Source organism: Ochrobactrum sp. BTU1 (assembly GCA_018798825.1).
Lineage (GTDB): Bacteria > Pseudomonadota > Alphaproteobacteria > Rhizobiales > Rhizobiaceae > Brucella.
On the sequence record CP076355.1, the window covers coordinates 828,694 to 849,973 of the forward strand.

A 21,280-nucleotide genomic window follows, 5' to 3' on the forward strand; every position below is an offset into this window, starting at 1 on the left:
TTTAAATTGAGCCGTAAGCCTTTGATTAGCTTAACTTAAATTTTTGAGCAGTTGTAACCCAAAAAAGTAAGTGGCTCCCCGGGCCGGATTCGAACCAGCGACCAACCGGTTAACAGCCGGTTGCTCTACCACTGAGCTACCGGGGAAGAGGTGCTCGTTGCGTCAGCGAGGTGGCGTATAGCAGGAGGATTTCTGATTTGCCAAGCCCTAATTTTGTTTTTTTTCAATTTTTTGCATTCTGATCATGAAACCCTATATTCTCTGGGACGTTTCCAACCGAAAAGTTTCTGCCCCCAAGCTGTGAGAAAGACCGAGTGACCGAAGAATACGAACCTAAACCACGAAAACGCGCAATTGTGATTCTTGGAAAGCGAATCCCAATGCCTCAATCAGTGCTCATGCGGCGAACACTTGGCGGTTCATTGGTCGTAGGTGGCGCATTAGGTTTTCTCCCGGTGCTAGGCTTCTGGATGTTGCCTCTAGGACTGATCGTACTTTCGCATGACTCACATCGCGTGCGGCGTTGGCGCCGAAGAAGTGAAATTCACATTTGGCGTAAATGGCTGAAACGAGGATCGACACCCAGTGCTAGCTAAACAAACCGCTCCTCAGTTCTGTTCTATGATTTATCTGATGGGTTGTTCCTTTGGCGCGATCCCCGTGTCTAATTTTGCCAAGTTGCAAGAGCGCGAAGTCCCACAGAACTGCGATGGGCTTACTGAAAGCATTGTCGCTACGTGTCGGAAGCTAAATCACTACGGAGTATAGAGCACGCAACTGGTGTTCGCCGCTATCATCAGCGTCTCTTAAGTAGCCCATGACAAACTGACTGAGTTGCAAACACTGTTGCTGAAAATACTAACGATCTCTCGGAGAGTTGTTGCCGATTCTGCGTATATCTTCGCAAGATCAATGATGGGAATATTCGTTTCAGGAGTAGTTACTAGTAGGAATTCCGAAGAATCTCGCAATTTGAACGCTGTTTCCATTTCAGCTGTAACAAAAAAAATTCGCATTATTCAATTGCTCGCAAATCATGATTTTTGCATAAAATACAACTTTAAGTTTTCTTTTTAATCCAGAGAATTATCATCATTTTTTTCGAGCCACGTCCTCTTACCTTGGTTGCTGGAATCCATAAGAGAAAGCTTCACCTAAGTTGTCCGGTTCTGTCGAGCTCTTTTCTTGATTCTTACATCTCCGCTGCCCCTGAAATTCTTTCTTATTTATGGGCTCCACTTCGTTGCAATCGGGCATTCTTTCCGACATCTCAAATGTTAGAAATGGAAATAAATTCGAGAAACGCTGCATCAGTTTACTAACAGAGTTACCCCAGGTCGCGTTGAAAAATCGGTTCAAGGAGCCAAGCTGGAATCATCTCGATTCTGAAAAAAGAAATTTAACATAAAATACAAGTACACAATTTTAGATTGCATGAAAAAAGGAAGGAAATTTGTATCTAGCAAGAAAGACCTTCCCTAATTGCAAATGATTTGCAAAAGCGCTTGAGGTGAATATAATTCTACGTTATGCAATTGCTAATTATTCGCATTAAGGAGAAGGTAATGTATCGACCGATCAGATGTGGCTTGGCAAAAGCTTTTGTTGCTGGATTCGCAATGCTGCTGGCATCAAGTTCCGCTTTTGCAGCTGACAAATTTAAAGCTGTAACTACATTTACGGTCATTGCAGATATTGCCCGGAATGTTGCCGGGGATGCCGCCACTGTTGAATCAATTACCAAGCCCGGCGCTGAAATCCATGAGTATCAGCCAACGCCTGGCGATCTAATCAAGGCGCAGGATGCAGATCTCGTCCTCTGGAATGGACTTAATCTCGAATTGTGGTTTGAGAAGTTCTTCTCGCGACTTAAGAACGTTCCAAGCGCGGTCGTAAGTGACGGGGTTGTGCCAATGGGCATCACAGAAGGCCCTTATTCTGGCAAACCTAACCCACATGCATGGATGTCGCCTACTTCTGCCCTCATCTATGTCGATAATATTCGTGATGCATTCGTCAAATATGATCCAGACAATGCTGAAGTCTACAAAGCCAATGCTGAGAAGTATAAGACCGAGATAAAGGCGACAATTGATCCGATCAGAGCAGAATTTACGGCTATACCAGCTGACAAGCGCTGGCTCGTTACCAGCGAAGGCGCATTCTCCTATCTCGCTCGTGATTTTGATCTAAAGGAGCTTTACCTCTGGCCGATTAATGCGGACCAACAAGGCACACCTCAGCAGGTACGTAAGGTGATTGATGCGGTTCGCGCAAATAACATCACCGCTGTTTTTTCTGAAAGCACGGTATCGGCAGCACCGGCAGAACAGGTTGCGCGAGAAACCGGCGCGAAATACGGCGGCGTGCTGTATGTCGATTCTCTTTCCGAGGCTGATGGACCAGTTCCTACCTATATCGACCTTCTGAAAGTAACTTCGGACACGATCGCAAAAGGCCTAAAACAATGAACGTTCCGATAAATCGCCATCTTCAGGAACATGCCGCGCTTAGAAATAGCGCGGTTGAAGGGTTGAAGGTAAAGGACGCGACTGTGACCTATCGCAATGGTCACACGGCTTTACGCAATGCCAGTTTTGAGATCCCTACCGGCACGATTACGGCACTGGTTGGCGTGAATGGCTCAGGCAAGTCGACCTTATTCAAAGCCATCATGGGTTTTGTCCGTTTGGCAAAGGGTGACATTTCCATCCTTGGCCTGCCGGTCAAACAGGCGCTCAAGCAGAATCTTGTCGCCTATGTCCCGCAAAGTGAAGAGGTTGACTGGAACTTTCCCGTTTTGGTCGAAGATGTCGTCATGATGGGCCGATATGGACATATGGGCATGATGCGCATTTCCCGTCGTGCCGATCACGAAGCAGTCGAAATGGCACTGAGCCGTGTCAACATGCTCGACTTTCGCAAGCGGCAAATAGGCGAGCTGTCTGGCGGCCAAAAGAAGCGTGTTTTTCTTGCTCGCGCACTTGCTCAGGATGCGCACGTCATTCTTCTTGATGAGCCTTTTACCGGCGTTGATGTAAAGACTGAGGAAGCGATCATCACGCTTCTGCGTGGGCTCCGCGATGAAGGCCGCGTGATGCTTGTTTCCACGCATAATCTCGGCAGCGTGCCCGAGTTTTGCGACCGGACAGTTCTCGTTAAGAATACGGTGCTTGCTTTTGGTCCAACAGAGAAGATTTTCACACAGGCCAATCTCGAAAAGACGTTTGGCGGAGTGCTACGGCACCTCATTCTCGACGAGAAAACCAAGCAGAATCGTTCGGCAATCGGTGTCATAACTGATGATGAGCGGCCCTTCGTGCTCTATGAGCAAAAGCAGGAAGGCTAAGACTGATGGCTCTCCTGCTCGAACCTTTTGCTTACGGTTACATGCTCAATGCTATGTGGGTTTCAGCCCTTGTCGGTGGTGTTTGTGCGTTTCTTTCTGCATATCTGATGCTTAAAGGCTGGTCGCTTATCGGCGATGCCCTCTCCCACTCCATCGTGCCCGGTGTTGCTGGCGCCTATATGCTCGGTCTGCCCTTTTCCGTAGGTGCTTTCTTTTCAGGTGGATTGGCTGCTGCAGCAATGCTGTTTCTCAACCAGCGAACAAAGCTCAAAGAAGACGCGATTATTGGGCTGATTTTCACGGCCTTCTTCGGCCTTGGACTGTTTATGATTTCGCTGCGGCCAACCTCGATCAGTATCCAGACAATAGTGCTTGGCAATATTCTGGCGATAACACCGGGCGATATTCTTCAGCTGGCGATCATAGGGTTCGTTTCGCTCGCGCTGCTTTTGCTCAAATGGAAAGACCTGATGGTGGTGTTTTTCGATGAAAGCCATGCACGTTCCATTGGATTAAAACCAACGGCGCTGAAGATCATGTTCTTCACGCTGCTTTCGGCAAGCACTGTTGCTGCAATGCAGACCGTAGGTGCGTTTCTGGTCATCTGCATGGTCGTTACCCCCGGCGCGACTGCATATCTGCTCACCGATCGCTTTTCGCGACTTTTGTGGATTGCGGTGCTAATCGGCACGCTAACCAGCTTCATCGGCGCTTATGTTAGCTACTTCATGGATGGCGCAACCGGCGGCATCATCGTCGTGCTGCAAACGCTGGTGTTTCTCACCGTATTTTTTCTGGCACCTAAACACGGAATCCTTGCGGCCCGCAGGCGCGCAGCCAAAGCATTGCAGGAGGTTGAGCCATGAGCTTCCCCGACATGCTTCTAATGCCATTTCGGTTTGACTTTATGATCTATGCACTGATCGCGTCGATCCTGATTGCCATTCCAACGGCCTTACTTTCCTGCTTTCTGGTGCTCAAGGGTTGGTCGCTAATGGGCGATGCCATAAGCCACGCGGTGCTGCCGGGTGTTGTGATTGCCTATATCGTCGGCCTGCCCTTTGGCATAGGTGCTTTTGTTGCAGGTATGGTCTGCGCACTTGCAACCGGTTTTCTCAAGGAAAACAGCCGTATCAAGCAGGATACGGTCATGGGTATCGTCTTCTCCGGCATGTTTGGGCTGGGTCTTGTGCTCTATGTTTCTGTGCGTGCAAATGTGCATCTTGATCACATCCTCTTCGGCGACATTCTCGGTATCAGCGCAAGCGACCTTATAGAGACGGCGATTATCGCAGCTGTGACCGCAGGCGTTCTCATCGTCAAATGGCGTGATTTCCTGCTGCATGCATTCGACCCCGCACAGGCGCGTGCTGTCGGCTTGCCAGTCCGGCTGCTGCATTATGGGCTTCTGTGCCTGATTTCACTCACCATCGTAGGTGTCCTAAAAGCGGTAGGAATTATTCTCGCAATCGCCATGCTGATTGCTCCAGGCGCCATCGCCTTTTTGCTCACCCACAGATTCAGCAGCATGATGATCGTTTCAGTCATCGTTGCTGTCTTCTCGTCCTTCATGGGCGTATATCTTTCGTTCTTCATAGACAGCGCCCCTGCACCGACAATTGTTCTGCTGATGACAGTGATCTTCATTGCAGCTTTCCTGTTTTCAAGCTGGCGAAACGCACGCGCAGAAACGCGGCAAGAGGCTGAAACGGCTTAAAACTTCATTGTGAGCTGTCTCCTTTCGTGTCGGAACAGCTTGCGTGCAGCGTGGACAGCTTTGCAAAGCTGTCCACGTTTTTGCACAGCTGCGCAGCATCAGTCATATGGCTGTTATAAATCCTCGATAGATAACCATAACAACGAACGGCGCTTCAAAACCGTTCGCTATTTTCCAGCACACTAGAATTTGTTGCTTGTCGAGGTAAAATAAAAATGCTTCAATCCAGATTGCACGGCTGTGCAGAAAAAATAAAACCGGCCGTCGATCCTGGGGAGGATACGCATATGCCTGCGTTTTTGGAGGTAGCGGATGCACGCGTCCGTTATGGCAATAATGAGATTCTTAAAGGTGTAGACCTTTCAGTGAAGAAGGGTGAATTCGTAGCGCTGCTCGGCTCTTCCGGTTGTGGCAAAACCACTTTGCTGCGTGCAATTGCTGGTTTCAATACCCCCAGCGATGGAGCTATCCGCGTTGCAGGCAAGGATGTCACTCAATTACCGCCTGACAAGCGCGGCATGGCACTGGTATTTCAGTCCTATGCGCTCTGGCCGCATATGACGGTGGCGCAAAATATCGGCTACGGCCTGCGTATTCGTGGTACAGCGAAAGATACTGTCAGGCAGAAAGTTCAGGAAGTTGCACGCCTTCTAGGGCTCGATGCGCTGCTTGATCGCAAGCCAGCCGCACTTTCCGGTGGTCAGCGCCAGCGCGTAGCACTCGGACGTGCATTGGCAATCGAGCCAGACATTCTGCTGCTGGATGAGCCGCTTTCAAACCTTGACGCCCGCATTCGCCTGTCGGTGCGCCATGAAATCAGCGCTCTGCAGCGTCGGCTTGGCATAACTGCGGTGCATGTGACGCATGATCGTGAAGAGGCCATGGTTATGGCTGATCGCATCGTGATCCTGAATAATGGCGAAGTGGCACAAGCCGGCGCACCAGAAGAAGTTTATAATCATCCAGCATCCGACTTCGTCGCAGCCTTTATGGGCGCTGAGAACCTCATTGAGCTTCCTGTCAGTGTTAAAGCAGACCGGATCACGATCGCCGCAGGTCCACAAAACAAAGCAAGTATAATCCCGGCTGGCCGCCGCAATCTGTCCGATGGCATCGCAACAGCACGCTTCCGTAGTGAAGCCGCAAAGCTTACAAGTCCCGGCGCTCCAAATTCTGGCACAACACCTGAACTTATCCTAACGGGCACCGTTGACCAGACGAGCTATCCGGGTGGCCTTTGGCGGCACATGATAAGCGTCGGCGGCAAGCATCTTCTGGTTGATGCAAAAGAGAGCCATCAACCCGGCTCACAGGTTGAAATCCGCATTCCCGAACAGGCACTCTTCCTGTTCGACAAGTGACCTGATCTGCTTAATTGGTAACTGTTTCTGCGATGCACAGGTGTGCATACGAGTGAAGTTGTCATCAAGTCGATCGTTAGCAGGCTTTACTGCTCAGAAGAGGATTGCGGGCCTTCGACCGCCCGCAGCCGCACAAAATTCCCGATCACACCTCACCGGATACACAATTATCCAACCGCCGAAATCTTCCGCCATGCGGATACAAAAGCAGGAATTATTCGATGAAGACGATCCTGAAAACAGCTCTTGTCCTCGGCCTGACGGCATCGCCCGCCGCAGCGAATGAATTGACCGTTCTGACCGCAGGGGACCAGAACATGGTCGATTACGTGAACGAATATCTCGGCCCATTGTTCGAGAAGGAAAATCCAGGGACGACAGTTCGTGTTGTTGGCACCGGCCCAGGCGACGCTGGTTCACAGAAGATTCTCGAACGCTTTGAAGCCCAGTCGAAGGCGGGCGTTGAAAAGTGGGACGCAGACGTTGCTGTCGTTCACGAGAAATTCGCAGGTCCGATGGTTGAAAAAAAGTTTCTCGAAAACTATCGCAGTAAGATCGACAGCGGGAAGCTCGTCACACGCGACAATGCGAAGATGGCGCTCGGCACAAATGTTGATGGCTATGTCATGCCAATGTTCAACAGCCAGACAGCCCTCGCCTACAACCCAGCTCTCGTTTCAAATCCACCAAAGAGCTATGATGAGCTGGTCACATGGGCAAAGGAAAACCCGAAGCAGTTCGGCTATAACGGCATCAAGGGTGGCGCATCGGGCGTGAGCTTCGTGATGGGCTGGATTTATGCCTATGGTGGCGATGCCGACAAGCTAATGCAAGGCCCGTTTGAAGAAGGCGAAGCCAAGAACTGGGACAAGGCCTTTGCGTCGCTCAAGGACTTCACGACGAAAGCAACATTGACACCGGGTAATGCCGGTACGCTCGATATGCTAAGCCGCGGTGAAATCGCCATGGGCCCTGTCTGGGTTGACATGTTCTATTCATGGAAGGCCAATGGCCAGCTTCCACCAGAAATGAAACTTGTTCTGCCTTCGCCGGGCATGCCGGGGCAGCCGATGCATTATGTCATCCCTCAAAAGAGCGCCAACAAGGAACTTGCTGAAAAGTTCGTGGCACTTGCAACCAGCCCCAAAGTTCAGGCTGAAGGCATCGTTGAACGCTTCAACTGGTATCCGGGCATTGATGCTGATCACGTCAAGGCAGAACTCAATGCCGATACGTGGAACAAGCTCTTCACCGACATTTCGCCGGAAGATCTTGCCAATTACGGCAAGCCATTTCCGATTGCACCATACAATACAGCAATCCTCGAAGCTTACGAGCGTCAGGTAGGCAACTAATTAGCCTGCACTAAAGCATAGACCGGGTGCGTGAAACACGGACCCGGTCCCTACATCATAAATTCGGGGAATATCAATGTCGCAGAGAATGACGGGTTTTCTGCTGGTCGCGCCAGCATTGGCAATCGTGTTGTTTCTATTCATCGTGCCGTTGTTTGGCGCGATAACCGGAGCATTTCATGTTGGTGAAGACTGGGGTTTCGGCAATTTCACCAAGGCTTTCGAGCTTTATTCAAGCGACATGCTTTTCACCCTTGTAATCGTGACGCTCTCTTCTGCGCTGATCGCACTTTTTGCAATCGCCATCGGTGGCTATCTAACGCTCGGCTCTAATCAGCGTGCCGTTACCTTGCTGCGCTGGCTCTACCGTTGGCCGCTGTTCATTCCATTCATTGTGGTCGGCCAGATATTGCGCACGTTTCTCGCTAAAAACGGCCTGATGAACAGCCTTCTGATTGAAAGCGGCATTCTCACGCCGCTTCAGGCGATGAGCTTTCTCGACTGGCGCGGCATCGTCATCGCCTTTGTCTGGAAACAAACGCCCTTCGTCACGTTACTCCTTGCGGGGGCAATGGCATCGATTGATCGCAGTACTATCGAATCTGCGCGTAATCTCGGTGCAGGACGACTACGTATTTTGATAGAAATCGTGCTTCCACAAGTGCGTCCCACCCTGCTCGTTGGCTTGATCCTCAGCTTCGTCACCATGATGTCGGTACTTTCTGTGCCGCTGATGATCAATGCTCAATCTCCAACCATGATCACTGCTAATATGGCTTTCCGCATCAATGCCTATGGCGATTACGGCGTCGCCAATGCGCTCGGCACAATATCGCTCCTGATGACCAGTCTGGTTGCATGGATTTATCTCAGACAAACCATGAAGGAGCACGGCTGATGAGCACCGCACTCGACTGGCGCTGGATACCGCGCGGAATTCTTCTAGGGTTGCTTGCCTTTGCAATCTTCGGCCCGCTTGCAAACCTCCTTCTCTGGGCCGTAGCTGAACGCTGGTATTTTCCTCATACGCTGCCTATTCAGTATGGCTTTTCCTTCTGGGCCAATGTGTTTTCGCCACGCGGCAACGCTCTTTCATCACTCGGCACAAGCGTGGTTATTGCAAGCCTTACTGTGGTTGTTTCGCTGGGTCTTGCCATCCCGGCTGGCTATGCGCTGGCACGGCTGAAGTTGCCATTTCGCGGATTGATCTTGCTTATCTTGCTGATACCACAGGCATTTCCAAATCTGCCGATCTACGTCAACATTGCGCAGATGTTCTATTCGCTGCGTCTAAACGGTACGATTACCGGCGTGGTTCTGGTTCATGTGACCCATGGCTTGGTCTATGCGGTGTGGATTGCGACAGCCGCTTTCTCCGCGATTGATCGTGAGCTGGAAGAGGCCGCACGTTCCATGGGCGCTTCCGCCATGAAGACTTTCTTCCACATTACAATGCCAATTGCAGCCCCAGGGCTGCTCGCCAGCGCTATCTTCGTGTTCCTTGAATCACTTGATGAATTCACCGGGACATATTTTGTGGGCGCACCCGATATTACAACATTGCCGCTGATGCTTTATACAGCAAGCTCCGGTGGCAACTATCAGATAGCGTCGATCAGCGCGCTAATCCTGCTGGTTCCGTCCATTGCTTTCATGTTCGTGGTCGAGCGTTTCCTGCGCGCCGATGTTCTCTCGAAAGTGGGTCGATAACTATGGCCGACAAAGATCGTTTTCAGGACGAGATCCCCGAAAACCAACCGCGTTTCATCAGCGCACATGAAGTTGCAGTGGAGGCTGGCGTCTCTCGCTCGGCAGTCTCTCGCACCTTTACGCCTGGAGCCAGCGTATCCCCCTCAACGCGTGAGAAAGTGCTGAAGGCAGCTGAAAAGCTTGGATATCAGGTCAATGATCTTGCAAGGGGCCTGCTCGCTAAGCGTAGCCGCATCGTCGGCATGATCGCAGCCGATCCGGCAAGTCCTTTTCGCTCCCGCCAGATCGCAGCGCTGTCCCGCCGATTGACCGCGCGTGGCAGCGTGCCGGTGCTGATCCCGACCGGTCAGCACGGCGAGAATCTTTCCGCAGCCCACCAGACGCTTCTCCGTTATCGGGCAGAAGCGACTGTAGTTCTATCTGGCATGCCATCATCATCATTTGTCGAATTGGCACAGCGCAACGGCCATACGCTGATCGTTGTGGGCCGTAACGAAGATGGCCCTGATCATATCCGGATCAATAACAAACAAGCGGCGGAAACGGCTGTCGACGTGTTTGCCGCGCGCGGCATGAAAAGGCTCGGGCTTGTGACATCAAATGTTCGCAGTCCTAATTTGCTGGAACGCGAAGAATCCTATGTCTCTCGTGCTATAAACTTAGGCCTGGATGTTAGCGTAGAACGCGGGGAACTGACGGATTACGATGGCGGCTTTGCCGCTGCGTCCCTTCTCCTCAGCGAGCGCGACCGTGTCGAGGCCGTATTCTGCGTGAATGATTTGATGGCATTTGGGCTAATTGATTGCGCACGTGAGGTTTTCAATCTCTCTATACCGACAGACTTGTCCGTTATCGGTTTTGATAATGTCGCCGAAGCGCGCTGGGGTGCATATCGTCTCACAACCTTCGACCAGAATGCAGAGCGCCTGTCTGCTGAAATTATCCGTATGCTCGATGAACGACAAAGTGCACCCAACGAGCCGCCACAGATGGTGATGATCGACACACCACTTATTTTGCGAGGCAGCGTGCGCCCGCTTAAAAAGGAAAACTCTTCTAAAGGAAGCAAACCCTGAATGTCCGATCATTCTATCTGGCTCCGCCCCGCGCATGATGATCTTGTTTTTCTTGAGAAAATCGGCCGGCATTTGAGTGGGCGCTTCAACTCACCGGTATTTGAGCCACACGCAACACTGGTACCGGATATGAATCGATCTGCAGAAGAGCTTTTGCCACAGGTGGTGAGCCTTGCAATCGGCCGCCAACCACTTGAACTTTTGATTGAGGATGTAACGGGGAGCGAAGCCTATTTTCGCTCTTTCTACGCGGCACTTGAAAAAGCACCGGCGCTGATGCGACTGAAACAAGACTCCCTTGAAATATCTAGTCAGGCCAGCCTGCAGAGCTTCATGCCGCATGTCTCACTGGCTTATGGTGTTGAGGCTACAACGCAGAAACAAACGGAAATGCAGCGGCTTGCCAAAGAGCTTTCAGGTCGAAAGCTGCGCTTTGACCGGCTGCTAATTGTGAGTTCATCGAGCGAGACGCCGATCGATGAATGGCACGTAAAGCACGAGATTCAGCTTAAAGGATAAAAGCCAGCCACAGATATGTGGCTGGCCGTTTTTTAATCAAAGAGGACGCGGATGAGATCTGTAGACTTTTTCAATGTCTGCCAGTACCTCTGCTGAAAGCGTCACTTCGCTTGCAGAAATGTCGATCTTCAGCTGTTCGACAGACGTGGCGCCGATAATGACAGATGTCATGAAAGGTCTCGACGCCGAAAACGCAATCGCCATCTGCGCAATCTCGAGCCCGTACTTCTTGGCAATATCGATATAGGCGCGAATTGCGGGTTCCGAATAGGAATTATCACGCCAAAGGCCCCCATCTGTCACCGAAGCGCGTGATCCTTCTGGGATTTTTCCGCCTAGATATTTGCCGGTTAAAACACCTGCAGCCAGCGTTGAATAGGCAAGCAAACCAACTTGTTCAAACAGCGATACTTCTGCCATATCATGATCAAATTCACGCTGCAGCAGACCATATTCATTCTGTATAGACGCCATACGTGGCAGATTGTGCTCTTCAGCAATCTTCAGCCATTGCATCGTACCCCAAGCTGTTTCGTTTGAAAGACCGACGTTTCGAATCTTGCCTGCGCGAACCGCATCTTCAAGTCCGAGCAAAACATCATGGATCTGTTTACGTTCCGCCTTTGGGTCAACATGGGAGGGATCAAAACCCCAGCCTTGACCGAAATGATAATGCGGACGCGATGGCCAGTGAATCTGATAGAGGTCGATGTAATCGGTCTGCAGTCTCTTCAAGCTGTCATTGACCGCCTCAGTAACACTTGCGCGGCTTGGCTTTGCACCGCCACGAATCCACTCCTGGCGACCACCACCTGCGATCTTGCTGGCGAGGATAACGCGATCACGCTTACCAGACTTCTTGAACCAGTTGCCGATGTAGGTTTCAGTCTTGCCATAGCTTTCCGGGCTCATCGGAATAGCATAACCTTCAGCGGTATCGATAAAATTGACGCCGGCATCGACTGCGAAATCAAGTTGCTGATGCGCGTCGTTTTCAGTGTTCTGTACGCCCCAGGTCATGGTGCCGAGACAGATTTCGGTAACATTGAGGCCTGTACGGCCCAAAGGTTTCATTTTCACGAGATTATTCCGGATCGATTTGCCCGCAGAACGCGGATTTGACGGGGCTAAAGTCTTACCCCCACAGTGTCGCGCCTGACAAGGCCGCTCGCTGAAAATTGAAAGCGATTAGAGAAACCGTTTTGCGGAATATGGCGCGGGATCAGTAAATGTGTTCTCGCCCGTCATCATTTCGGCAAGCAGACGCCCGCTTGCCGGGCCAATTGTCAAGCCGTGATGAGCATGGCCAAAGTCAAACCATAGTCCCTTATGGCGCGGTGCGGGTCCAATAACCGGTCGCATATCCGGCAGGCATGGACGCAAACCGAGCCATGGCTTGGATTCTACAGGCGTACCCAGTTGCGGCAAAAGACGTCGCGCAACTTTCTCAGCACGTTTGAGCTGAATGAAATTGGCAGGCGCATCTGGTGAAGCGAACTCTATACCGGTTGAAAGCCGAACGCCCTGTACCATAGGCGCGAGTACATAGCCTGCTTCTTCATCAACAACTGTATGACCGAGCCGCACGCCATCCTGCATTTCAAAATGCATATGATGCCCACGCTTAATACCGAGCGGGATTGAGTAACCAAACTTCTGGAAGATCAATCCAGATTGCGGTCCGAGAGCTGCCACAACATCGCTCGCAACGATCGGGCCTTCTTCAGTCGTTACTTGCCAGCTATCACCATTTTCAACGAGGGAATCTGCATCACCATGAACAAATGTGCCCCCATTCGCGCGAAAAAGATCAGCATAAGCTTCAACCAAACCACCCGGATTGACTATTGTTTTTGGGTCAAGCCAGTGAATGCCGCCCGCAACATCGCCAAGTGTTGTTTCCCGTTGTTTTAGCGACTGGGAATCCAGGACATCATAGGCGAGATTAAACTGCTGCAATTGCGGCAAGCGTTGTACGGCAGCGTTGAAAGCTGCTTCATTGCGAAAAACCTCAATCCAGCCCTGCGCACGCACAAGTCGTTCACAGCCAGCTTGGGCAATAAGCGCATCATGCTCGCGAACACTTGCTTCGACCAATGGCAACATGGCGTTTGTTGCAATCTTCAGGCGCACTGGCGAAGATTCGCGCCAATACTGGAACAGCCAGCGGGCCATTCGCGATACATAAAACGGGTCGTATCGCACATCTGAACGGCGATTCAGGCCATAACGCAGCAGCGTCCAGAAACCTTGCGGAAACGAATAGGGAATGACACTTGAACGCTCGATTAGACCGGCATTACCGAAACTCGTGCCCTGCCCCGGCTCACCACGATCAATCAGCGTAACCGACCGCCCTCGCGCTTGCAGGTGAAGCGCGGCTGAAACCCCAACGATACCCGCACCCAGTACAATGACGTCTTGTTTCTGCATGGTATTCCCGCCAATTCCATGAAGTGAAAGAGCGCGCTGATCGATTTTCAGCGCGCTCCCGCATACAGCAAAGAGTGGTGACTTTTACAAGTCACATATATTCAATCAATAAATGTCGAAGTCGAAATATTTCTTCACGATGGTCGCATAGGTGCCGTCGTCGCGAATTTTTTTGATAGCCGCGTTGAACTGTTCACGCAGGTCGTTGTCGTCCTTGCGAACAGCAATCGCCGTATCTGTCTGAGTTCCTGGAATGTCGCCAATCAGCTTGCAGCAATCACCGCCATCGCCCTTGATCCAATCTGAAATCGGAAACTTGTCGGAAACAACGGCATCGAGGCGGCCGCTCTTGAGATCTGCATTCGCCTCATCCGCTGTCGGATAAAGCTTTACGTCAGCACCGGCCTTGCCGTAAACATCCTCCGCATAAGTGCCCTGTGTAGTTGATCCCTGCGCGCCTATTGATTTACCTTTGAACGCGTCGGCATCGAGGGATGTAATCGTGCTATCTTTTGGAACAGCAACCGACAGCGGCGTGGAATAATATTTGTCGGTGAAAGATACTTGCTTCTGGCGCTCTTCCGTCACACTCATCGAAGCGATAACCGCGTCGAATTTATTGGTCTGAAGGCCCGGAATCATGCCGTCCCAATCATTGGCAATGATGGTGCACTTTGCTTCCATCGCTTTACAAAGCGCATTGGCGATATCAACATCCAGCCCCTGCAAAGAACCATCAGCCGCAACAAAATTGAACGGCGGATAAGCACCCTCAGTTGCAATCTTGATTTCTTTCCATTCTTTGGCTTGCGCTGGAAGTGCAGCAATAATGGAGGCCACGCCCGCGAACAGGATTGATTTCAACATAATATTCCCCTTGACCGTTGTTATGGTTCTATTTTGCAGGTTTCCCGCCCGCAATTTGATGGATTGAATGAAGCACCGGACGCCGACTGTTTCAAGTTAAACATCTGGCGGCGTCCGATAATTTTATCAATAAATATCGAAGTCGAAATACTTCTTGCGGATTGTCTCGTAAGTACCGTCGTCACGGATCTTTTTGATTGCGGCGTTGAACTGCTCGCGCAGATCATCGTCCCCCTTGCGCAGAGCAACAGCGATCTTGGTTTCAGAGCCCGGAATATCGCCAAGGAACTTGCAGCAATCAGCGCCCTGCTTCTTCAGCCAGTCGGCAGCGAGGAACTTGTCAGCAGCAATGGCATCAAGGCGACCACTTTCAAGATCAGCATTAGCTTCGTCAGCCGTCGGATAAAGCTTCACATCCGCGCCGGCTTTGCCATAAACGTCATCGGCATAATTACCCTGCGTTGTGCCAGCCTGTGCGCCTACGGTCTTGCCATCGAACGCTGAAGGCTCAAGCGAGGCGATGTCGGTGTCTTTCGGAACAACGACTGCCAGTGGCGTCGTGTAATAGCGCTCTGAGAAGGCAACCTGCTCCTCACGCTCGGGCGTAATGGCCATGGAAGCAATGACTGCATCGAACTTGTTTGCCTGCAGTCCGGGGATCATACCATCCCAATCATTTGCAACGATTGTGCACTTCGCTTCCATCGCTTCGCAAACTGCATTGGCAATGTCGATGTCAAAACCAACGAGCTTGCCGTCTGGCGACATATAATTGAAGGGTGGATAAGCACCTTCACTGGCGATACGGATTTCTTTCCATTCCTTCGCCTGCACAGACATGGCAAAGACGACGGAGGCCAGTCCGGCCAGCAAAATTGTTTTAAACATCACTTCCCTATTCCACTTGTTAGACACGGGCTTTTTATCAAGTACTCGGTTCGGATTGCCCGCAAAGCCGAACAAATTCAATTGCAACTTTGGTCATATTAAAATGCAAAATAACCCGCTGCGCGTTTAGCGCAACGGGTCTGACATGGCCTCAACGGTGCTTTCAGGCAACCAGACGCGTCGAATGATCGTCCTGCGCATAGGCTTTGCCGAAGCGGTTTGCGAGGAATGCATCAAGTGTGATGTCTTCCTGACGAACAAAGCCCTTCTGTGCAATTTCGCCCTTAGCAAGCATGTCGAGCACGGCGCAGATTGCCGATGCTGTCGTGATCTGGATGCCCGAACGAACGATCTTGCCAACCTGATTGGCATAAACCTTGTTCGCATAGGTTTCCTGAACCAGACGACCGTTCTTTGTGCCCGAAACAGTTACGAAAATGACGATAACGTCCTGAAGCGTGCTTGGCAGAGCGTTTTCAAAGATGTCTTTGAGCACTTCGCGACGATGACGCAGGCCAAGATCGTTAAGCAGCGCCTTCATCAGCGCTACGTGACCTGGATAACGGATCGTGCGGTAGTTGAGCGTGCGAACTTTGCCTTCCAGGGTATCGCAAAGCGTGCCGAGACCACCCGAAGTGTTGAATGCTTCATAGGTTACGCCGTCGAGTGAGAATTCTTCGCGCTCTTCAAGAGCTGGAACCTTGGTCAGTTTGCCGTTTACGATGGCTTCACATGGCTCGATATATTCGTTGATCAGACCATCTGTGCTCCAAGTCAGGTTGTAGTTTAGAGCATTTGATGGAAACTCTGGCAAAGCGCCAACGCGCATACGCACGTTTTCCAGCGTGTCAAAACGCTTTGCGAGATCGTAAGCAACTATCGAGATGAAGCCTGGAGCCAAACCACACTGTGGAATGAATGCAGTCTTTGCATCTTGTGCCAATTCCATGACGCGCTTGGTGCTGGCGACGTCTTCGGTGAGATCGAGGTAATGCACGCCCGTCTTGGCTGCAGCTTCTGCGATCAGCGTGGTGAGCTGGAATGGAGCAGCACTCAGAACTGCAAATTTGCCGGTGAGAACGGCTTCAAGAGCCTTAGCATCTGCAATGTCGAGAGCCTGTGTCTTGACTTCCGCACCAGTGTCCAGCGCGTCGAGCTGTGTCTGCGAACGGTCAACAACTGTCACAGCATAATCACCCGTCGAAGCGAGAAGATCGGCAATGGTCGCGCCAATTTTGCCCGCGCCTACAACAACGATCTCTTTCATGTCTTTTCCCTTATAAGTCTGTTTGGGTAATGCAATTTCGATAGATAAAGAATCTCATAAATTTCGGCGAAAAGAAGCATGCAAACCGACGATTTCACGTTGTTTGTTTGTGCGATATGACGTATCTAATATGCATTATGACGACAAATGCTGACCTGACACTTATAGCTCTGCTGCGTGAGAACGCCCGCGCCTCAACCGCTGACCTTGCAAGAAGGCTCGGCGTGTCGCGCACGACCGTACAAAGCAGGCTGGAAAAGCTGGAGAAGCGCGGTGTAATCGAAGGCTATACCGTTCGAATCGCTCCTGAATTTGAACGTGATCTGGTGCGTGCGCATGTGCTGGTGACAGCGCTTCCGAAGTTCGCGCCGAAGGTTGAAACAGCACTTCGCAGTATCATGGCTGTCAGAACGCTTCACTCGGTCAGCGGTCATTTTGATATGATTGTTGTAGTCGAAGCGCCGTCGATTCAGGAACTGGATATTGTTCTCGATAAGATTGGTGCGCTCGAAGGTGTCGAACGCACCATGTCTTCTATCATTCTGTCGACGCGAATTGATCGATAATCAATCCTTCGAACTGCCTTCCCAACCTGCATAAAAGACACCGGGTTGTTTCTCCATAAAATGCGTAACAGCGTCGATTTCCTCCGGGGCAATCGATGTGCTGACGAGGGTTGCCAAAATTTCGACAGTCTCGGCGTTGCGATCCGTGATTTCGACATCTCCGACCGGGTATTTCGCCTCGTCCAGTTTCTCGACTAGCAATTCGCGCATTTCTTCCATGACCTGATGAGACGCAATCAGGCGCACCTCATAGGTCTGCTCCAACGCCTGCTCATCAATTGGAATGCGGTTAATGAGATTGACGAGCGGTCGCAACAACGTATTTCCCAGCAAAACGTATAGGGTCAGAAGTGCAGCTTCCGCCAGCATATCTGTGCCTGCGCAGGCACCAACAGCTGCTGAGCACCAGAGCGTTGCAGCTGTGTTCAGCCCACGGACGTTCATGCCCTCTTTCATTATGACGCCAGCGCCCAGGAAACCTACGCCAGAAACGACATAAGCGATAACACGCAACGCCTCGGCACTGCCTGCAAGACGCGCAGCTAGGTCAACGAAAGCAGCTGCCCCCAGCGCGACAAGCGCGTTGGTACGCAAGCCCGCAGTTCTCTGGCGATATTGACGTTCTGCGCCGATCATCGTGCCAAAGATGAACGCGGCGGTGAAGCTCACTGCCGTGTCGAGGAATGGATAAAAATCAAAGGTATCCAAAAACTGCATGGTCAAAAATCCGATTTATGCCAGTGCGTTAGCAAATCAGATTAATGCAAATATGACGATAATGTCAGCCTCTTCAGTTGCCAACAAATTCAAATTTATCGACATCGACTAGTCCGCGATCCGTGATCTTCAGATGTGGAATAACCGGCAACGCAACAAAGGCCAGTTGCAGAAACGGTTCTTCCAATACCGAACCAAGCTCTTCAGCTGCATGGCGAAGTGCACGTAGTTGCTCTCGGACGGCTTCGTAAGGCTCAACACTCATCAGTCCGGCAATAGGCAGAGGCATTTCCGCAAGCACTTTGCCATCGCGTATAACGACAAATCCGCCTTCGATTTCGCCCAAGCGGTTGGCCGCAGCGGCAATGTCCTCGTCTGAAACACCGACCACACAGATATTGTGGCTGTCGTGGCTGACCGTCGACGCGATGGCTCCGGCTTTCAGGCCGAAACCATGCACGAATCCGGTGGCGATATTGCCATTCTTGCCATGTCGCTCGACAACTGCGATTTTGACCACATCGCGCTCAAGATCAGGTTCCACGCCCTGCGGACCAACTTTAAGATCAAACTCGAGGCTTTCCGTGATGATCTTTCCCGGAACAATGCCAATTGCACGGGTTTTGCCGCTGTTGGATTGTGATCTGAAGCTTGATGCACTGACAATGGGCGCTTTCACGCTGTTGCGCCCGACTTCCGCAACTGATCCACGCGTTGAGAACAGTTCTTCCGAAACCACCCTGCCCGCAGACAGAACGATTTCAGCATTGCACCCTTCAAGACTGTCGACGATCACGAGATCGGCGCGTTGCCCCGGCGCAACAAGTCCGCGATCAAACAGCCCGAAAGCGCGCGCTGCCGAAACACTTGCCGCGCGATAAATCGCCAGCGGCTCTACGCCTCCAGCGATAGCCGTTCGGATGAGATAATCAAGATGGCCCTGATCAGCGATATCGAGAGGATTGCGGTCATCCGTGCAAAGCGCCAGAAACTGCGAGTGCCTTTCAGTGATGATTGGCATCAAAGCATGCAGGTCTTTGGAAACCGAGCCTTCACGCACCAGCACATGCATACCCTTGCGCATCTTTTCCAGCGCTTCTTCGGCACTGGTCGCTTCATGCTCGGTGCGAATACCGGCAGCAATATAGCCATTCAAATCTAGCCCACGCAGAAGCGGCGCATGACCATCAATATGACGTCCCTGAAAAGCCTTGAGCTTTGCCATGCATTCAGGGTCTTTTGAAAGCACACCGGGGAAATTCATGAACTCAGCAAGGCCTATGACCTTCGGATGATCGGCAAAAGGCAGAAGATCATCGATCAGCAGTTCTGCACCGGATGTTTCCATATGGGTCGCAGGTACACAGCTTGAAAGCTGCACCCGAATATCCATGATCGTTTCCAGCGAGCTATCGAGGAAATATTGCAGGCCTTCTACGCCGAGAACATTGGCAATCTCATGTGGGTCGCAAATGACCGTTGTGACGCCCTGTGGCAGCACACAACGATCAAATTCATGCGGTGTCACATTGGACGATTCAATATGGAGATGCGTATCGATAAAACCCGGCACAACAACGCGACCGGAAATATCAATTTCCTGCTTGCCTTGATACCTACCGAACGTTCCCACAATACGATCACCGCTGATCGCAACGTCGCTTTCAACCAGTTCGCCGGTTACAAGATCGAAGAAGCGGCCACCTTTCAACACGATATCGGCGAGCTCACGACCGGCACCCTGATCGATCATCTGTTCAAGCATTGGCACACTCCATTCAAATCATTTTCGGAATCAATTTCCCGAAAATAACATAAGGAAGCTGTTTCAACGCTGATATTCAATCATACGGCTGCGGTTGAGTACCAATTCAACCCTATTGCCGCCAAGCAAATGGACGCAAATGCGCTTGTTCCATGGACCATCCCGCAACGTGAACAAAGCTCTACCATTACCGAGATCTTCAAGCGGCATAACCTGACGCGTAGGTCCGATACCCATTATGATATGGCCATTAGCGATGGTGAAAGATGCACCGTAGAGCGGAGCGCTCCAGTGACCGTCAAATTCTTTACTGACTGGTCTCGCCTGAACTGGAAGCAACTCTCGCTTCACATGGCCGATTTCGCCTTGAAGTACCTCACCGTTCCAGCGCAATTTGAGTGGCGAGGATGGCGATAACGAAGAGGCCCAGCCCTCTCCTATATCGTAGAGCCGATCTTCAGCACCGAGATAATTGGCAACGCCGCCGCGCATCTCAAGCCAGATTGGACCTGAATCAGCGACGTATAACCCATCAGGGATAGCTGTCGCCATTTCAGGAAGCGAAAGCCCGTTGAGTTCAGCCATGCAGTCGCGGGCAATTTTATATGTATCTGCATCTTCGCGATTACAGACAACAATCATGCCTGTTTTGTCTGCCGGGTCGAGGAGGAAATAACTTTTATAGCCGGGATGTGATCCTCCATGGCCGACGAAGCGCTTGCCATTTATTTCGTTCCACCGCAGGCCAAGGCTATAGCCTGTCGGACGACCGTCGCTCAAAAAGTGCTCAGCTGAAAGCGTCGAAAGCAACCCACTAAATGCACCTTCACCCTTAAGGAGCGCTTGCGCCCAGTTGGTGAGAGCCATTCCGCTACCCGCTAGGTTGCCCGACGCCGAGAGATGCAAACCTGCTGAACTTTCCTGCCATTTATCTCCGTCATTCCAAAAGCCGGGGACCAGCTCTTTGACCGGGTCGGCCCAGACATCTGGAACTTCAAGGGAAGTGTTCAGCACCGCATTGATTTCAGATTTCACAAAGTCGTTGAAACTTAGTCCTTTGCGCTCCAGTGCCGCTTCAACCAGCCTATATCCCGTATTCGAATAAGAGATTTCACTGCCAGCATTAAAGTTCAGCCGCGTCATCGACGACAGAAAGTCGATAAGGCCGTCCGCGTCCGTATGCGTGTAGACCGACAAGCCTAATAAAGTCAGACTTTCGCGTACATCGGGTAGACCTGATGTCATATCAAGTGCGCGTCCGACGGAAACATCTGCCAGTGGGCTTTGCAGTTCTGGAAGGTGATCGCCAAGCCTGTCATTCAGACTGATTACATCAGCCTGACGCAACACCATGGCGCAAAAGATATGCTTGGTGATGGATGCATATCGGACGACCGTATTGGCCGTAAAAGGCATTCCGGAAGGCAGGCATTCCAAACCACCTGCATAGGCGAACTTGACGCCATGGGCGTCAAATCCGATGATAACACCGCCGGGTTCATTCCTGCTCCAAGTTCTGGAAAAAACTTTTGCAGACAAAGACGCTGCATTCCAGTCAGCATGAATGGGCATGGAAACTCCGTCAGGCGGTTCATGAAACCGTTAGCGGCTCCATGTATGCGAATGTTATCATGTTCGTTTGCGTAGATTGCCTGAAGATTAAGTGAAAACTCCGGCAGCATCGTAAAAC

The 21,280-nt window shown here is 51.2% G+C and carries 20 protein-coding genes and 1 tRNA gene; 12 read left to right on the forward strand and 9 right to left on the reverse strand.

Translation table 11 applies throughout. The annotated features are described in order from the left end of the window. Positions 1-71: 71 nt before the first annotated feature. Positions 72-146, reverse strand: a tRNA-Asn gene (locus KMS41_15160). A gap of 168 nt (positions 147-314) precedes the next feature. Between KMS41_15160 and KMS41_15165 the strand changes: the two genes are divergently transcribed. The 11 genes from KMS41_15165 (at position 315) to KMS41_15215 (ending at position 11,087) form a co-directional block, all read left to right on the forward strand. Then, entirely contained in the window at positions 315-596 is a 282-nt protein-coding gene (locus KMS41_15165) for a hypothetical protein (GenBank protein ID QWK80230.1), read from the forward strand. Positions 597-1,565: 969 nt separating this feature from the next. After that, entirely contained in the window at positions 1,566-2,471 is a 906-nt protein-coding gene (locus tag KMS41_15170) for a metal ABC transporter substrate-binding protein (protein QWK80231.1), read from the forward strand. Between the two features lie 62 nt (positions 2,472-2,533). Next, a complete protein-coding gene (locus tag KMS41_15175; protein QWK80268.1) occupies positions 2,534-3,349 on the forward strand; it encodes a manganese/iron ABC transporter ATP-binding protein in 816 nt (271 codons plus the stop codon). A gap of 5 nt (positions 3,350-3,354) precedes the next feature. After that, on the forward strand, positions 3,355-4,215 hold the full coding sequence (locus tag KMS41_15180; GenBank protein QWK78866.1) for a metal ABC transporter permease: 861 nt from the start codon (positions 3,355-3,357) through the stop codon (positions 4,213-4,215). Then, positions 4,212-5,066 carry a metal ABC transporter permease gene (locus tag KMS41_15185; GenBank protein ID QWK78867.1) on the forward strand — a complete coding sequence of 285 codons (855 nt, stop codon included), beginning with the start codon at positions 4,212-4,214 and terminating at the stop codon, positions 5,064-5,066. Before KMS41_15180 ends, KMS41_15185 begins: the two co-directional genes overlap by 4 nt. 287 nt (positions 5,067-5,353) lie before the next feature. Continuing rightward, the gene (locus KMS41_15190) at positions 5,354-6,427 is read left to right on the forward strand and encodes an ABC transporter ATP-binding protein (GenBank protein ID QWK78868.1); all 1,074 of its coding nucleotides are present in this window, start codon (positions 5,354-5,356) and stop codon (positions 6,425-6,427) included. 221 nt (positions 6,428-6,648) lie between these two features. After that, positions 6,649-7,782: an extracellular solute-binding protein gene (locus KMS41_15195; GenBank protein QWK78869.1), complete on the forward strand. Its 1,134-nt coding sequence runs from the start codon at positions 6,649-6,651 to the stop codon at positions 7,780-7,782. A 76-nt stretch (positions 7,783-7,858) separates the two neighbouring features. Further along, entirely contained in the window at positions 7,859-8,680 is an 822-nt protein-coding gene (locus tag KMS41_15200; protein ID QWK78870.1) for a sugar ABC transporter permease, read from the forward strand. Continuing rightward, complete coding sequence (locus tag KMS41_15205; GenBank protein ID QWK78871.1) at positions 8,680-9,492, forward strand: ABC transporter permease subunit; 813 nt, start codon at positions 8,680-8,682, stop codon at positions 9,490-9,492. The genes KMS41_15200 and KMS41_15205 overlap by 1 nt, the downstream gene beginning before the upstream one ends. 2 nt (positions 9,493-9,494) lie before the next feature. Beyond that, complete coding sequence (locus KMS41_15210; protein QWK78872.1) at positions 9,495-10,568, forward strand: LacI family DNA-binding transcriptional regulator; 1,074 nt, start codon at positions 9,495-9,497, stop codon at positions 10,566-10,568. Further along, positions 10,569-11,087: a haloacid dehalogenase gene (locus KMS41_15215; protein QWK78873.1), complete on the forward strand. Its 519-nt coding sequence runs from the start codon at positions 10,569-10,571 to the stop codon at positions 11,085-11,087. It abuts the gene before it with no gap. Positions 11,088-11,123: 36 nt separating this feature from the next. On the opposite strand, the gene KMS41_15220 is transcribed toward KMS41_15215, so the two are convergent. The 5 genes from KMS41_15220 to KMS41_15240 all read right to left on the reverse strand — a co-directional run bounded on the left by KMS41_15220 (position 11,124) and on the right by KMS41_15240 (position 16,542). Continuing rightward, positions 11,124-12,161, reverse strand: a complete 1,038-nt coding sequence (locus tag KMS41_15220) for an aldo/keto reductase (protein QWK80269.1) — start codon at positions 12,159-12,161, stop codon at positions 11,124-11,126. 114 nt (positions 12,162-12,275) lie between these two features. Continuing rightward, on the reverse strand, positions 12,276-13,520 hold the full coding sequence (locus tag KMS41_15225; protein ID QWK78874.1) for an FAD-binding oxidoreductase: 1,245 nt from the start codon (positions 13,518-13,520) through the stop codon (positions 12,276-12,278). Positions 13,521-13,625: 105 nt separating this feature from the next. Beyond that, positions 13,626-14,387 carry an ABC transporter substrate-binding protein gene (locus KMS41_15230; protein ID QWK78875.1) on the reverse strand — a complete coding sequence of 254 codons (762 nt, stop codon included), beginning with the start codon at positions 14,385-14,387 and terminating at the stop codon, positions 13,626-13,628. A 126-nt stretch (positions 14,388-14,513) separates the two neighbouring features. After that, positions 14,514-15,275, reverse strand: coding sequence for an ABC transporter substrate-binding protein (locus KMS41_15235; GenBank protein QWK78876.1), 762 nt, complete (start codon positions 15,273-15,275; stop codon positions 14,514-14,516). 163 nt (positions 15,276-15,438) lie between these two features. Further along, positions 15,439-16,542 (reverse strand): saccharopine dehydrogenase family protein, encoded by a 1,104-nt coding sequence (locus tag KMS41_15240; protein ID QWK78877.1) that lies wholly within the window; start codon positions 16,540-16,542, stop codon positions 15,439-15,441. A gap of 137 nt (positions 16,543-16,679) precedes the next feature. Here KMS41_15240 and KMS41_15245 point away from each other — a divergent pair, with 137 nt between their 5' ends. After that, positions 16,680-17,108, forward strand: coding sequence for an Lrp/AsnC family transcriptional regulator (locus KMS41_15245; protein QWK78878.1), 429 nt, complete (start codon positions 16,680-16,682; stop codon positions 17,106-17,108). Here KMS41_15245 and KMS41_15250 read toward each other — a convergent pair whose 3' ends face one another. The 3 genes from KMS41_15250 to KMS41_15260 form a co-directional block, all read right to left on the reverse strand. After that, on the reverse strand, positions 17,109-17,825 hold the full coding sequence (locus tag KMS41_15250; GenBank protein QWK78879.1) for an MgtC/SapB family protein: 717 nt from the start codon (positions 17,823-17,825) through the stop codon (positions 17,109-17,111). 73 nt (positions 17,826-17,898) lie between these two features. Next, positions 17,899-19,590 (reverse strand): adenine deaminase, encoded by a 1,692-nt coding sequence (gene ade, locus KMS41_15255; GenBank protein ID QWK78880.1) that lies wholly within the window; start codon positions 19,588-19,590, stop codon positions 17,899-17,901. A gap of 63 nt (positions 19,591-19,653) precedes the next feature. Next, positions 19,654-21,162: a beta-lactamase family protein gene (locus KMS41_15260; protein QWK78881.1), complete on the reverse strand. Its 1,509-nt coding sequence runs from the start codon at positions 21,160-21,162 to the stop codon at positions 19,654-19,656. Between the last annotated feature and the right edge of the window lie 118 nt (positions 21,163-21,280).